This is a genomic window from Frigoribacterium sp. CFBP 8754 (assembly GCF_014841815.1).
GTDB classification, from domain to species: domain Bacteria; phylum Actinomycetota; class Actinomycetes; order Actinomycetales; family Microbacteriaceae; genus Frigoribacterium; species Frigoribacterium endophyticum.
The window spans coordinates 1,058,957-1,072,520 of sequence record NZ_JACYUO010000001.1 but is presented as its reverse complement, the minus strand read 5'-3'; the positions used below and the strand labels follow the sequence as shown (position 1 = coordinate 1,072,520).

Sequence of the window (13,564 nt, the reverse complement as noted above, 5' to 3'; positions counted from 1 at the left end):
ACGGACGGGGCACCGGGGAGGCGCGGGGCCGACCCGGACGGCGGCCCGGTCAGCCGGCGGCCGGGTCAGTCGGTGAACGGCTCGACGTCGTCGAAGCGCACCCTGAGTGTAGGGAGCGGTCGGCCGCGACGGCCCGCGACCGCCTTGCGTCGACCGGTCGCGGCGCGGATGACCTGGGAGCGCAGCACCTGGGCCACCTCGGCGCCCCGGGCGAAGTCGAACCGGACGATGGCCCGGACGCCGGCGTCGGGCACCTCGACCGGGCCGAGGACCTCCCGGCCGACCTCGGGCGGGAGCGCCTCGAGGGCCTGGGCGACGGTGTCGACGGTGCCGGTGACCGTGGCCACGCGGACGGCGGGAGGGAACCGCAGCTCGCGCCGGTCGGCGAGCTCGCCCGACACGTAGCGGGCGAGCTGCCACGTGGCGAGCGCCGAGGCCAGCGCCCCCCCGACGCCGACGAGCACCACGGGCGCGCGGCGGGCGGCGAGGGCCGTCGCGTTGGCCCACCAGCGGAGGCAGTCCTCCGCGACGCGCAGGCTCTCCCGCGCGAGCATCCGCTCGCCGTCGAGGAGGAGGACGGCGCGGTAGCCGCCCGGGGCGATCGGCTCCGCCCCGCGGGTGGCCACGACGATGGCCGGCTCGTCGTCGACCCGGACGATCTCGCGGGAGCCGTCGGAGACGATGACGCGGACGCCGGGGAAGGCCTTGCCCAGCTCGTCGGCCGTCCGCGAGGCGCCCGTGCCCACGCTCTTCATCACGGTGCCCTCGCAGGTCTGGCAGCGCCAGCCGACGGCCAGGGCGCCGCACCACGAGCAGGCCGGCTGGGCGCCCTGCGACCGCTGCACGAGGGGCCCGTTGCAGCGCAGGCACCGGGCGGTGTCGCCGCACTCCGTGCAGGCGAGTCGTGGCGAGTACCCCGGGTGGGCGACCTGGATCAGCACGGGCCCGTGCTCGACCGCGGCCCGTGCCTCCGTCCAGGCCGTGGAGGGGATCCGGGCCTGCGCGGCGAAGCCGTCGCGGGCCGCCTGCTGCGAGGTCGGGACGACGTGCGGCTGGTAGCGCGGGTCAGGGCGCACCTCGGCGAGGAAGCCGATCTCGACGAGGCGCTGCACGTCGGTGCTGCGCGTGTGCCCGAGGAAGACCAGCGCGGTGCCCTGCTGGGCCTGCCGCAGCAGCGCCGTGTCGCGGGCGTGCACGTAGGGGCTGAGCGGCTCGGAGAAGAGCGGGTCGCCGTCGTCGAAGACCACGATGAGCCCGAGGCGCTCGGACGGCGCCAGGAGCACCGACCGGTTGCCGACCAGGACGAGAGGAGTCGCGCCCCGGGCCCGCAGGACGGCCCGGTAGCGATCGGCGTTCGACTGGCGAGAGTCGAGCCGGACGACCCGGTCGGGCGGGAGCACGGCCGCCAGCGCGCGCAGCACCTGGTCTTCGTCGCGGTGGTCGGGCACGGCGACGATCGCGTCGTCGCCGGCGGCGAGGGCCACCGTCGCCAGCTCGGCGGCCGTGACCGCCCAGCGGCCGACCCACGTGCCGTCGGGGAGCTCGGCGAGCAGCGGCACGGCGTCGACGGCGGCGCGGCCCCTGGCCGGCACGAGGCCCGCCAGGGCGTCGGCGGAGTACCCCGTCACGGCGTGCGCCTCGACGGCCTCGTCGGCGACCGGCTCGACGCCCGCGGCCTCCTCGAGGGCGGCGAGGTGGGCCTTCTCGACCCGCACCTGCCGGGGCGGGACCGCGAGCCTCAGCACGTCGCTCGCGGAGCCGCCGGCGCGGTCGGCCACGGCCCGGGCGAGGCGGTAGACCTCCGGGGCGAGCACGGGGACCGTCGACACGACGTCCTCCAGGTCGCTGAGCTCGCCCCGGTGGTCGCTCGTCGTGTCGAGCTCGACGACGAACGCGTCGGCGATGCGCCCCGCCGAGCGGAGCGGCACCCGGACGCGCACGCCCGGCGCGATGTCGGCTCGGAGGTGTGCGGGCACGGCGTAGTCGAAGAGCCGGTCGAGCTGCGGCAGGGGCGACTCGACCAGGACGCGCGCCACCGCCCGGGGCGCGGCGCCGTCGACGGACCGGCCCGACGCGGGCTCCTCCGCTGGCGGGGACACCGCTGCCGTCGCCACGCCCGTCGGACCCGTCAGAGCCCGGCGGCGGCCCGCAGGGCTTCGACCCGGTCGAGGGCCTCCCACGTGAACTCGGGCAGCTCGCGGCCGAAGTGGCCGTAGGTCGACGTCGCGGCGTAGATCGGGCGGAGCAGGTCGAGGTCGCGGATGATCGCCGCGGGGCGGAGGTCGAAGACCGCCGTGACGGCCTCGATGATGGTCTCGTCGGGGACGTGGCCCGTGCCGAAGGTCTCGACGTAGAGCCCGACCGGTGCGGCGCGGCCGATGGCGTAGGCGACCTGGAGCTCGATGCGGTCGGCGAGGCCGGCGGCCACGGCGTTCTTCGCCACCCACCGCATGGCGTAGGCCGCGCTGCGGTCGACCTTCGACGGGTCCTTGCCGGAGAACGCGCCGCCGCCGTGCCGGCTGGCGCCGCCATAGGTGTCGACGATGATCTTGCGGCCCGTGAGGCCGGCGTCGCCCTGGGGGCCGCCGATCTCGAAGCGGCCCGTGGGGTTGATGATGAACCGCGTCTCGCGGGAGTCGAGGCCCGCCTCGTCGAGGACGGGCCGCACGACGTGCGCGATGACGTCGGCCTCGAGCTGCTCCATCGACACGCGCGGGGAGTGCTGCGTCGAGACCACCACGGTGTCGACCGTCTTCGGCACGACGCCGTCGTAGCCGACCGTCACCTGGGTCTTGCCGTCGGGGCGCAGGTAGTCGAGCTCGCCCGACTTGCGGACGTGCGCGAGGCGCTCGGCGAGACGGTGGGCGAGCCAGACGGGCAGCGGCATGTACTGGGGCGTCTCGTTCGTCGCGTAGCCGAACATGATGCCCTGGTCGCCGGCGCCCTGACGGTCGAGGACGTCGTCGGAGGTGCCGGCCCGCGCCTCGAGGGCGGTGTCGACGCCCTGGGCGATGTCGGGCGACTGCGCGCCGATCGAGACCTCGACGCCGCAGGTGCGCCCGTCGAAGCTGACGGCGCTCGAGTCGTAGCCGATGCCGACGATCAGGTCGCGCACGATCGTGGGGATGTCGACGTACCCCTTCGTCGTCACCTCGCCGGCCACGTGCACGAGCCCGGTGGTGACCATGGTCTCGACCGCGACCCGGCTCGCCGGGTCGACCGCCAGCAGGGCGTCGAGGATGCCGTCGGAGATCTGGTCGCAGATCTTGTCGGGGTGGCCCTCGGTGACCGACTCGGACGTGAACAGCCGCAGGCTGCTCGCGGCCGGTGTCGGGCTGCTGGTGGTCTGGTCGGTCAGGGTCACGGGTCCTCCGGGTGTCGGGACGGGCCCCCGGGGGTGCCCGGGGACGGGGCGAGGCCCCGCGGGATCGACTCCTGCGGGGCCTCGTCTGATGGTACGACCGACCACCGTCGATGACGGCGGTCGGCGGGAGGGGCGCTACTCGGCGGGCGCCGCGAGCGGCTTGACCTCGAGCTTGTCCTCGTTGATCTCGTGCATGGCGACCGAGAGGGGCTTGTCGTCGATGGTGCTGTCGACGAGCGGTCCGACGTTGTCGAACAGGCTGCCCTCGTGCAGGTCGGCGTAGTAGTCGTTGATCTGGCGGGCGCGCTTGGACGCGAAGATGACGAGCGCGTACTTCGACTCGACCTTCGAGAGCAGCTCGTCGATGGGCGGATCGATGATGCCCTGGTTCTTGTCGGCCATGTGGTGCTCCTCTTGTCATGTCGCAGTGCTGCGTGTGGCGGTGCTGCGTGTGGCGGTGCCGCCGCGGCCGGGGCCGGGGCGGGAGATCGTGGCGCCGGTCAGGCGCGGGGCGGCCTGGTCAGGACGCAGTCATCAAGTCTACGACCTCACGAGCCGCTTCTGCCACGTCGTGGTTCACGACCTTGACGTCGAACTCATCCTGGGCGGCCAGCTCGACCTTGGCGGTCTCGAGGCGACGCTGCTGCTCCGCGGCGTCCTCCGTGCCGCGGCCGATGAGACGGCGGACCAGTTCGTCCCAGGTGGGCGGCAGCAGGAAGACGAGCACCGCCTCCGGCATCGCCGTCCGGACGAGGCGCGCCCCCTGGAGGTCGATCTCGAGCAGGACGCTCCGGCCCTCCTGGAGCGCGGCGTCGATCGGCGGCCGCGGCGTGCCGTAGCGGTACGAATTGTGGACGACGGCGTGCTCGAGCAGCTCCCGCTCGCGGATCATGCGGTCGAACTCGGCGTCGTCGACGAAGTAGTAGTGCACGCCGTCGACCTCGCCGGGGCGGGGCGAGCGCGTCGTCGCGGAGATCGAGAGGTGCACGTCGGGGTAGTTGTCGCGGATGTACGACGACACCGTGCCCTTGCCCACCGCGGTCGGGCCCGCGAGGACGACGAGGCGCGACCGCTGCCGGCCCTTCGCCTCGCGGTGCGCGAGCCAGTCGCCGAGGATGCGGCGCTGCCGCACGCCCAGGCCGCCGACGCGCTTGGACTCGGCGATGCCGAGGTCGGCCATGATGCGCGCGACCCGGGTCGGCCCTATGCCAGGGATGCTCGTGAGGAGCTCGCGGACGCGGAGCGTCGCCTCGGGCTCGGTGGCCTCGCCGGCCCAGGCCGACTCGGCCACGTCGAGCGCCGATCGACGACGCTCCGCGATCGACGCCTTGACGGCGGCGCGGGCCCGACGGGCGGCGACGGCGGCACGGGCGGCGGCGGCCCGGTCGACCGGGGGCGGGGTCATGCGAGGCACGAGCGGACCTCCTCCTGGTCGCGGCGCACGGCGGCGGCCACGCCCGAGGGGCCGGCCGACAGCACGCCCCGCGACGTCGAGACGACGACGGCGTCGGCCGCGGGGCCGTACAGGCTGCGCAGCTGGTCGTACCGGGCGCCCTGGTGGCCGAAGCCCGGGGCGAGCACGGGCGTCGTGGTCAGCCGCGCGACGTCGATGCCGGTGGCGGCGAGGTCGACGGTGGCGCCGAGCACCAGTCCGACCGAGCCGAGGCGGGTCTCCCCCGCGGTCTGGTTGTCGTCGAGCACGTGGTCGACGATACCGCCCGCGACGGTGACGACGCGCCCGTCCGCCCCGGCGGAGCCGGCGCGCTGCACGCCCTGCGCCTCGGGGTTCGAGGTCGCGCCGAGCACGAAGACCCCGGCACCGGAGGCGCGGGCCAGGGCGATCGTGCCGGCCGCGGCCCCGAAGCCCAGGTAGGGCGACACCGTCAGCGCGTCGACGCGCAGGGGCGAGTCGGGCGAGAACCAGGCCTCGGCGTACGCGTCCATGGTGCTGCCGATGTCGCCGCGCTTCGCGTCGCCCACGACGAGCAGGCCGGCGTCGCGGGCCGCCGCGAGCACCGCCTCGAGGGCGGCGAAGCCCGCGGAGCCCCACCGCTCGTAGAACGCGACCTGCGGCTTGACGATGCCCGCGCCTCCCCGGGTCGCCTCGACCACGCGGAGGCCCATCTCCCGCGCGCCTGCGGCGCTCACGGGCAGCGACCACTCGTCGAGCAGCCAGGGGTGCGGATCGATGCCCACGCAGAGCGGACCGACGCTCGCCATGACGTCGGCGAGCCGGTCGCCGAAGGGGGCGGGCGCCGCTGGCGCGGTCGGGGTCATCGGCGAGCGGCCCGGGCGATGCCGTAGTCCTGCAGGCTGGTCACCTCGAGGTCGGTGTGCACGGCCTCGATCGACGCCACGGCGGCGCCGAGCTGCGCGATCGTCGTGAAGAGCGCCTTGTCGGCCGCGACGGTGGCGGCGCGGATCTCGTAGCCGTCCGCCCGCGCGCTGGACCCGCTCGGCGTGTTGATCACGATGTCGACCTCGTCGCGGTTGATCAGGTCGACGACGCTCTCGCCGCCGGCGCTGAACTTCGCCACGGTGTCGGCCGCGATCCCGTTGCGCACGAGGACGGTCGCGGTGCCCTCGGTCGCGAGGATCCGGAAGCCGAGCTGCTGCAGGCGCAGCACGGGCAGCACGATGGCCCGCTTGTCACGGTCGGCCACCGACACGAACACCGTGCCCGACGTGGGCAGCCCGCCGTAGGCGGCGGTCTGGCTCTTCGCGAAGGCGCGCGGGAAGTCGCGGTCGATGCCCATGACCTCGCCGGTGGACCGCATCTCGGGGCTCAGCACGCTGTCGACGATCTGCCCCTCCTTCGTGCGGAACCGCTTGAAGGGCAGGACGGCCTCCTTGACGGAGATCGGCGAGTCGAGCGGCACGTCGGAGCCGTCCTGCTCGGGCAGCAGGCCGCTCTCGACGAGCTCGCGGATCGACGTGCCGACCATCACGAGCGAGGCCGCCTTCGCGAGGGGGATGCCGAGGGCCTTCGAGACGAAGGGCACCGTGCGGCTGGCCCGGGGGTTCGCCTCGATGACGTAGAGCACGCCCGCGGCGATCGCGAACTGGACGTTCAGCAGGCCGGAGACCCCGATGCCCTGCGCGATCGCGAGGGTCGCCTCGCGGACGCGGTCGATCTCGCCCTTGCCCAGCGTGACCGGGGGCAGCGTGCAGCTCGAGTCGCCGGAGTGGATGCCGGCCTCCTCGATGTGCTCCATCACGCCGCCGACGTAGAGCTCGGTGCCGTCGTAGAGCGCGTCGACGTCGATCTCCACCGCGTCGTCGAGGAACCTGTCGACGAGCAGCGGCGCGTCGGGCCCGATGATCGCCGCGTCCTGCACGCGGACGAAGTAGTCGGCCAGCGACGGGCTGTCGTAGACGATCTCCATGCCGCGGCCGCCGAGGACGTACGACGGGCGGACGAGCACGGGGTAGCCGATCTCCTCCGCGACGGCGACGGCGCTCTCGTAGTCGGTGGCCGTGCCGTTCTTCGGCGCGAGGAGGCCCGCCCGGTCGAGGATGGCCGAGAACAGGCCGCGCTCCTCGGCGGAGTCGATCGCGTCGGGGGTCGTGCCGAGGATGGGCACCCCGGCCGCCTCGAGGCCCTTCGACAGGCCGAGCGCCGTCTGGCCGCCGAGCTGCACGACGACGCCGACGAGCTCGCCGCTCTGCGACTCCGCGTGCACGACCTCGAGGACGTCCTCGAGGGTCAGCGGCTCGAAGTAGAGCCGGTCGCTGGTGTCGTAGTCGGTCGAGACCGTCTCCGGGTTGCAGTTGACCATGATCGTCTCGTAGCCCGCGTCGCTCAGCGCGAAGCTGGCGTGCACGCACGAGTAGTCGAACTCCACGCCCTGGCCGATGCGGTTCGGGCCCGAGCCGAGGATGATCACCTTGCGGCGGTCGCTCGGGGCGACCTCGGTCTCGACGTCGTAGCTCGAGTAGTGGTACGGCGTGAGGGCCGGGAACTCGCCGGCGCAGGTGTCGACGGTCTTGTAGACCGGGCGCACGCCGAGCGCCCAGCGCTCCTCGCGGACCTCCTGCTCGCCGAGGCCGCGCAGCTGCGCGATCTGGGCGTCGCTGAAGCCGTGGTCCTTCGCGTGGGCGAAGAGATCGGCGTCCAGCTCCGTGGCCGCGGCGACCTCGTCGGCGACCTCGTTGATCAGGACCACCTGGTCGATGAACCAGGGGTCGATGGCGGTGGACTCGAACACCTGCTCGGCCGTCGCACCGGCACGCAGGGCCTGCTGCACGGTCACGATGCGCCCGTCGGTGGGGGTGTGCGCCAGCGCGAGGAGCGCCTCCGCGTCGCCCGGCTCGCCCTCCCAGTGGAAGCTCGACCCGCGCTTCTCGAGCGAGCGCAGGGCCTTCTGCAGCGCCTGGGCGTAGTTGCGGCCGATGGCCATGGCCTCGCCGACGCTCTTCATCGTCGTGCTCAGCGTGGTGTCGGCCGCCGGGAACTTCTCGAAGGCGAAGCGCGGCACCTTGACGACGACGTAGTCGAGGGTGGGCTCGAAGGAGGCGGGGGTCACCTTCGTGATGTCGTTCGGGATCTCGTCGAGCCGGTACCCGAGGGCGAGCTTCGCGGCGATCTTGGCGATCGGGAAGCCCGTCGCCTTCGACGCGAGGGCGCTGGAGCGGGAGACGCGGGGGTTCATCTCGATGACGATGACGCGGCCGTTCGTCGGATCGACCGCGAACTGGATGTTGCAGCCGCCCGTGTCGACGCCCACGCGCCGGATGATGTCGATCGAGATGTCGCGGAGGTTCTGGTACTCGCGGTCGGTGAGGGTCAGCGCCGGGGCGACGGTGATCGAGTCGCCGGTGTGCACGCCGACCGGGTCGACGTTCTCGATCGAGCAGACGACGACCGTGTTGTCGGCCGTGTCGCGCATCATCTCGAGCTCGTACTCCTTCCAGCCGAGGATGCTCTCCTCCAGGAGGACCTCGGTGGTGGGGCTCTGGTGCAGGCCGTCGGTGACCATGCGCACGAGCTCGTCGCGCGTGTAGGCGAAGCCCGAGCCGAGGCCTCCCATCGTGAACGACGGGCGGATGACGAGCGGGTAGCCGAGGTCCTCGGCGTACTCGATCGCCTCGTCGACCGTGTGCGCGATGTACGACTTCGCGACGTCGGCGCCGGACTCGAGCACGAGCTCCTTGAAGAGCTGGCGGTCCTCGCCCTTCTGGATCGCCTCGACCTTGGCGCCGATCAGCTCGACGCCGTGCTTCGCGAGGATCCCCTCGGCGTCGAGGGCGATGGCGGCGTTGAGGGCCGTCTGCCCGCCGAGCGTGGGCAGGATCGCGTCGGGGCGCTCCTTGACGATGATCGCCTCGAGCACCTCGGACGTGATCGGCTCGATGTACGTCGCGTCGGCGAAGTCGGGGTCGGTCATGATCGTCGCCGGGTTCGGGTTGACGAGGATGACCCGGACGCCCTCCTCGCGGAGCACGCGGCAGGCCTGCGTGCCCGAGTAGTCGAACTCGGCCGCCTGGCCGATGACGATCGGCCCGGAGCCGATCACGAGGACGGAGTTGATGTCTGCGCGCTTGGGCATCAGTTGCTGCTTTCCAGGTCGGAGCCGAAGTCGACGGGCTGGCCGGACTTCCGGGCGACGACCGCCTCGCGGAAGCGGTCGAAGAGGTGGTTGCTGTCGTGCGGGCCCGCGGCGGCCTCGGGGTGGTACTGCACCGAGAACGCCGGGATGTCGAGGGCGCGGAGCCCCTCCACGACCTCGTCGTTCAGGCTGAAGTGGCTGACCTCGACGCGGCCGAAGCCGGCGGGCGAGTCGAGCACGCCCTCGATCGGGGCGTCGACCGCGAAGCCGTGGTTCTGGCTGGTGATCTCGACCCGGCCGGTGGTCTTGTCGAGGACGGGCTGGTTGATGCCGCGGTGGCCGAAGGGCAGCTTGTAGGTGTCGAACCCGAGGGCCCGACCGAAGAGCTGGTTGCCGAAGCAGATGCCGAAGTAGGGCACCCCGTCGCGCAGCGCGCCGCGGAGCAGCTCGACCTGGGCGTCGCTGGCCGCGGGGTCGCCGGGGCCGTTCGAGAAGAACAGGGCGTCGGGGGCGAGCTCGCGGAGCTGCTCGGGTGTCGTGTCCTGCGGGAGCACGTGCACCTCGAAGCCGCGCTGGGCGAGGTAGCGCAGGGTCGAGGTCTTGACCCCGAGGTCGAGCACGGCGACCGTGCCGACGGCCTCGCCCTCGGCCGGGAGCACGTAGCGCTCCGTCGTCGAGACCGCGCTCGACAGGCTCAGGCCGCGCATGTCGGCCGAGTCGCGCACGAGGGCGAGCTGCTCGTCGTCGGCGAGGTCGAAGTCGGCCCCGCTGAAGATGCCGCCCCGCATCGAGCCGACGTCGCGGAGGCGACGGGTCACGGCCCGGGTGTCGATGCCCCGGATGCCCACGACGCCGTCGGCGACGAGCTGGTCGTCGAGGCTGCCCTGGGCGCGGTGGTTCGACACGACGCGGCTGGCGTCGCGGACGGCGTAGCCGGAGACCCAGATGCGGCGGGACTCGGGGTCTTCGTCGTTGACGCCGGTGTTGCCGACGTGGGGCGCCGTCATCACGACGATCTGGCCCGCGTACGACGGGTCGGTGAGGGTCTCCTGGTAGCCGGTCATGCCGGTCGCGAAGACGGTCTCGCCGAGGGTGCGCCCGACGGCGCCGTAGGCGCGGCCGACGTGGCGCGACCCGTCTTCGAGCACGAGGACGGCCCGGGGGGTGTTCGACGCGTCAGTCAATGGTCTTCTCTCCTGTGGGGGTGCCGGCCGCGGGGGCCGGGGGGACGAGGGGGCGCAGGGCGTCGACGACCGGTCGGGGGTCGTCGGCGAAGCGCAGGTAGGTGTCGACGACGGTGTCGCCGAGGCTCCAGGTGACCGCCACGAGGCCGTCGGTCTCGACGACGCGGTCGATCGCCCAGGTGGCGCGCTCGACGGCGCGGACCGAGGAGGCGCGGATCAGCACCGGGGGCTCGCCCGCGATGGCCAGCCGGACGCCCTCGGGGTGCACGGAGACGACTGCGCGACCGCGGAAGCCGAGGCCGTGGACGACGATCCGGTCGAGGGGGTCGCCGGCCCGGGTGGTGGCGACGTAGAACCCGTCGCGCTCGACGCTCGCGGGCCCGAGATCGTCGGGGGCGCGCTCGGGGGCGGGCACCTCCGACTGTCGTCGCCCGCGGGCGCGCCAGGCGCGGACCATCGCGGCCATGAGGAGGCCGAGGAGCACGAGGACGGCGGCGCCGATGAGCCAGTAGGTCACCGGTCGGTCGCCTCCCCCGCGGCCAGCACGGCGCGAGCCGAGACCTCGGCGGCGGACCGGGCGACGGCCTCGGCGTCGATCACGGACCCGTCGAGGACGGTCGCGTAGCCCTGGTGGAAGGTCGCCTCGACCCGCCCGGGGAGCCGTTCGCCCAGGTACGGCGAGTTCGTGCTCTTGCCCGCGAGGTGCTCGAGGCCGAAGGTGCGGGTCACCCCTCGATCGTAGAGCGTGAGCTCGGCGGGCTCCCCCACCGCGAGCGGGCGGCCCTGGCCGGCGACCTGCCCGATCACGGCCGGGGCCGTGGACATGACGCGGGCGACGTCGGCCCAGCCGATCATGCCCGTCTCGACCATGGTGCGGTGCACGACCGAGAGGGCCGACTCGAGGCCGACCATCCCGTTGGCCGCGGCGTCCCACTCGCAGCACTTCGCCTCCGAGGTGTGCGGTGCGTGGTCGGTGGCGACGATGTCGACGGTGCCGTCGGCGAGGGCCGCGCGGAGGGCCTCGACGTCCTCCTGCCGCCGGAGCGGCGGGTTCACCTTGTAGCGCGAGTCGTAGCTCGAGACGAGCTCCTCCGTGAGCAGCAGGTGGTGCGGCGTGACCTCGGCGGTCACGGCGATGCCCCGGGACTTCGCCCAGCGGACCACCTCGACGCTGCCGGCCGTCGAGACGTGGCAGACGTGCAGGCGGGCCCCGACGTGGTCGGCGAGCAGCACGTCGCGCGCGATGATCGCCTCCTCGGCGACGGCCGGCCAGCCGCCCAGGCCGAGCTCGGCGGAGAGGGCGCCCTCGTTCATCTGCGCGCCCTGGGTCAGCCGCGGCTCCTGCGCGTGCTGCGCGAGCACCCCCCCGAAGCCCTTGATGTACTCCAGGGCGCGGCGCATCAGCAGCGGGTCGGAGACGCAGTGGCCGTCGTCGGAGAAGACCCGGACGGCGGCGCGCGACCGGGCCATCGCGCCGATCTCGGAGAGGTGCGTGCCGGCGAGGCCCTGCGACACCGCGCCGATCGGCCGGACGGTCACGTAGCCCGCTCGGTCGCCGAGGGCCTGGACCTGCTCGACGACGCCGGCGGTGTCGGCCACGGGCGACGAGTTGGCCATGGCGTTGACCGCCGTGTAGCCCCCGGCCGCCGCCGCGCGGGAGCCCGTGAGCACCGTCTCGCTGCCCTCGCCGCCGGGCTCGCGGAGGTGCGTGTGCAGGTCGACGAGACCGGGGAGCACGAGCAGCCCGTCACCGTCGACGACCCGGGCGCCGAGGTGGCTCAGCCCGGAGCCGAGCTCGGCCACGATGCCGTCGCGGACGAGGACGTCGGTGCGGCCGCCGTCAGGGGCCTCGACGGAGCGGATCAGGTAGGAGGTGGTGGTCACGGGGTCCCTTCCCGGTCGCCGGCGAGGGTCAGGTAGAGCACGGCCATGCGCACGGCGACGCCGTTCGTCACCTGGTCGCGCACGGTGGAGCGGGGCGAGTCGGCCGCCTCGTCGCTGATCTCGAGGCCGCGGTTCATCGGCCCGGGGTGCATGACGATCGTCGTCTCCGGCAGCGTGCGGAACCGCGCGGCGCCGAGACCCCAGGAGCGGGCGTACTCGCGGGCGTTGGGGAAGAACGCCTCGTGCATGCGCTCCTGCTGGATGCGCAGCATCATCACGACGTCGGGCCGCACGGCCGCGATGGCCTCGTCGAGGTCGTAGTGGACGTCGACCCCGAAGCGGCTGACGTCGACGGGCAGCAGCGTCGGCGGAGCGACCACGGTGACGTGGGCGCCGAGCGTCCGCAGCAGCCAGGCGTTCGACCGGGCCACGCGGGAGTGCAGCACGTCGCCGACGATGAGCACCTCCACCCCGTCGAGGTTGCGGCCACGGCTGGCGGCGCCGTGGAGGCGACGACGCATCGTGAAGGCGTCGAGCAGCGCCTGCGTCGGGTGCTCGTGCGTGCCGTCGCCGGCGTTGACGATCCCGGCGTCGACCCAGCCGCTGTCGGCGAGCACGCGAGGGGCGCCGGAGGCGGGGTGCCGGAGGACGATGCCGTCGGCTCCCATCGCGGCGAGCGTCTGGGCGGTGTCCTTCAGGGACTCGCCCTTCGACACGCTGGAGCCCTTCGCCGCGAAGTTGATGACGTCGGCGCTCAGGCGCTTGGCCGCGGCCTCGAACGAGATGCGGGTGCGGGTGGAGTCCTCGTAGAAGAGGTTGACCACGGTGGTGCCGCGGAGCGTGGGGAGCTTCTTCACCTGCCGGGTGGCGACGTCGGCCATGTCCTCGGCCACGTCGAGCACCCGGAGGGCGTCGTCGCGGCTCAGGTCGGCCGTGCTGAGGAGGTGCCTCACGAGGTGGGCCCTCCGGTCTGCCCGGCGGAGGCGGCGTCGGGCTCGTCGCCCGCGCCTCCCTCGATGGCGACGCCGTCGTCGCCGTCGACCTCCGACAGGTGCACGTAGATGCGCTCCGACGAGGAGGTCGGCAGGTTCTTGCCCACGAAGTCGGCCCGGATCGGCAGCTCGCGGTGGCCCCGGTCGACGAGGACGGCGAGGCGGACGGCCCGCGGTCGCCCGAGCGCGCTGAGCGCGTCGAGGGCGGCCCGGACGGTGCGGCCCGAGTAGAGCACGTCGTCGACGAGCACGACGACCGCGCCGTCGATCCCGCCGGGCGGGAGGCTCGTGGGGTGGCTCGCCCGCGTCGGGTTTCGCCGCAGGTCGTCGCGGTACATCGTGACGTCCACGGCACCGACCGGGACGACGACGCCGGCGATCGACGAGAGGGTCGCTCCGAGACGCTCGGCGAGGGCGACGCCCCGCGTCGGGACCCCGAGGACCACGAGCCCGTCGGGGCCCCGGTTCGACTCGAGGATCTCGTGGGAGATGCGCGTCAGGGCGCGCGTGATGTCAGCCTGACTCAGCACGGTACGGGTGCTCAATCGGACCTCCTTCCCCGCCTCTCGGGACGGAATTTAAAGGACGTCG

At 73.5% G+C, this 13,564-nt stretch carries 11 protein-coding genes; all 11 read right to left on the bottom strand.

Features of this window, described 5'->3' with window-relative positions; translation table 11 throughout:
* Positions 1-65: 65 nt before the first annotated feature.
* Positions 66-2,099, bottom strand: a complete 2,034-nt coding sequence (locus IFT72_RS04900; protein ID WP_371741169.1) for a primosomal protein N' — start codon at positions 2,097-2,099, stop codon at positions 66-68.
* Between the two features lie 29 nt (positions 2,100-2,128).
* A complete protein-coding gene (gene metK, locus IFT72_RS04895; RefSeq protein ID WP_371741200.1) occupies positions 2,129-3,358 on the bottom strand; it encodes a methionine adenosyltransferase in 1,230 nt (409 codons plus the stop codon).
* A 141-nt stretch (positions 3,359-3,499) separates the two neighbouring features.
* Entirely contained in the window at positions 3,500-3,766 is a 267-nt protein-coding gene (rpoZ, locus tag IFT72_RS04890) for a DNA-directed RNA polymerase subunit omega (protein WP_056054714.1), read from the bottom strand.
* A 118-nt stretch (positions 3,767-3,884) separates the two neighbouring features.
* Positions 3,885-4,769, bottom strand: coding sequence for a guanylate kinase (gene gmk / locus IFT72_RS04885; RefSeq protein WP_056054710.1), 885 nt, complete (start codon positions 4,767-4,769; stop codon positions 3,885-3,887).
* On the bottom strand, positions 4,766-5,641 hold the full coding sequence (gene pyrF, locus IFT72_RS04880; RefSeq protein ID WP_056054706.1) for an orotidine-5'-phosphate decarboxylase: 876 nt from the start codon (positions 5,639-5,641) through the stop codon (positions 4,766-4,768). Before pyrF ends, gmk begins: the two co-directional genes overlap by 4 nt.
* A complete protein-coding gene (carB, locus tag IFT72_RS04875) occupies positions 5,638-8,913 on the bottom strand; it encodes a carbamoyl-phosphate synthase large subunit (protein WP_192045692.1) in 3,276 nt (1,091 codons plus the stop codon). The genes pyrF and carB overlap by 4 nt, the downstream gene beginning before the upstream one ends.
* Positions 8,913-10,097 carry a glutamine-hydrolyzing carbamoyl-phosphate synthase small subunit gene (carA, locus tag IFT72_RS04870; RefSeq protein WP_192045691.1) on the bottom strand — a complete coding sequence of 395 codons (1,185 nt, stop codon included), beginning with the start codon at positions 10,095-10,097 and terminating at the stop codon, positions 8,913-8,915. The genes carB and carA overlap by 1 nt, the downstream gene beginning before the upstream one ends.
* Positions 10,090-10,614, bottom strand: a complete 525-nt coding sequence (locus IFT72_RS04865; RefSeq protein WP_185232627.1) for a hypothetical protein — start codon at positions 10,612-10,614, stop codon at positions 10,090-10,092. The genes carA and IFT72_RS04865 overlap by 8 nt, the downstream gene beginning before the upstream one ends.
* Complete coding sequence (locus IFT72_RS04860; protein ID WP_192045690.1) at positions 10,611-11,981, bottom strand: dihydroorotase; 1,371 nt, start codon at positions 11,979-11,981, stop codon at positions 10,611-10,613. Before IFT72_RS04860 ends, IFT72_RS04865 begins: the two co-directional genes overlap by 4 nt.
* Complete coding sequence (locus IFT72_RS04855) at positions 11,978-12,934, bottom strand: aspartate carbamoyltransferase catalytic subunit (RefSeq protein WP_192045689.1); 957 nt, start codon at positions 12,932-12,934, stop codon at positions 11,978-11,980. Before IFT72_RS04855 ends, IFT72_RS04860 begins: the two co-directional genes overlap by 4 nt.
* On the bottom strand, positions 12,931-13,518 hold the full coding sequence (pyrR, locus tag IFT72_RS04850) for a bifunctional pyr operon transcriptional regulator/uracil phosphoribosyltransferase PyrR (protein WP_192045688.1): 588 nt from the start codon (positions 13,516-13,518) through the stop codon (positions 12,931-12,933). The genes IFT72_RS04855 and pyrR overlap by 4 nt, the downstream gene beginning before the upstream one ends.
* Between the last annotated feature and the right edge of the window lie 46 nt (positions 13,519-13,564).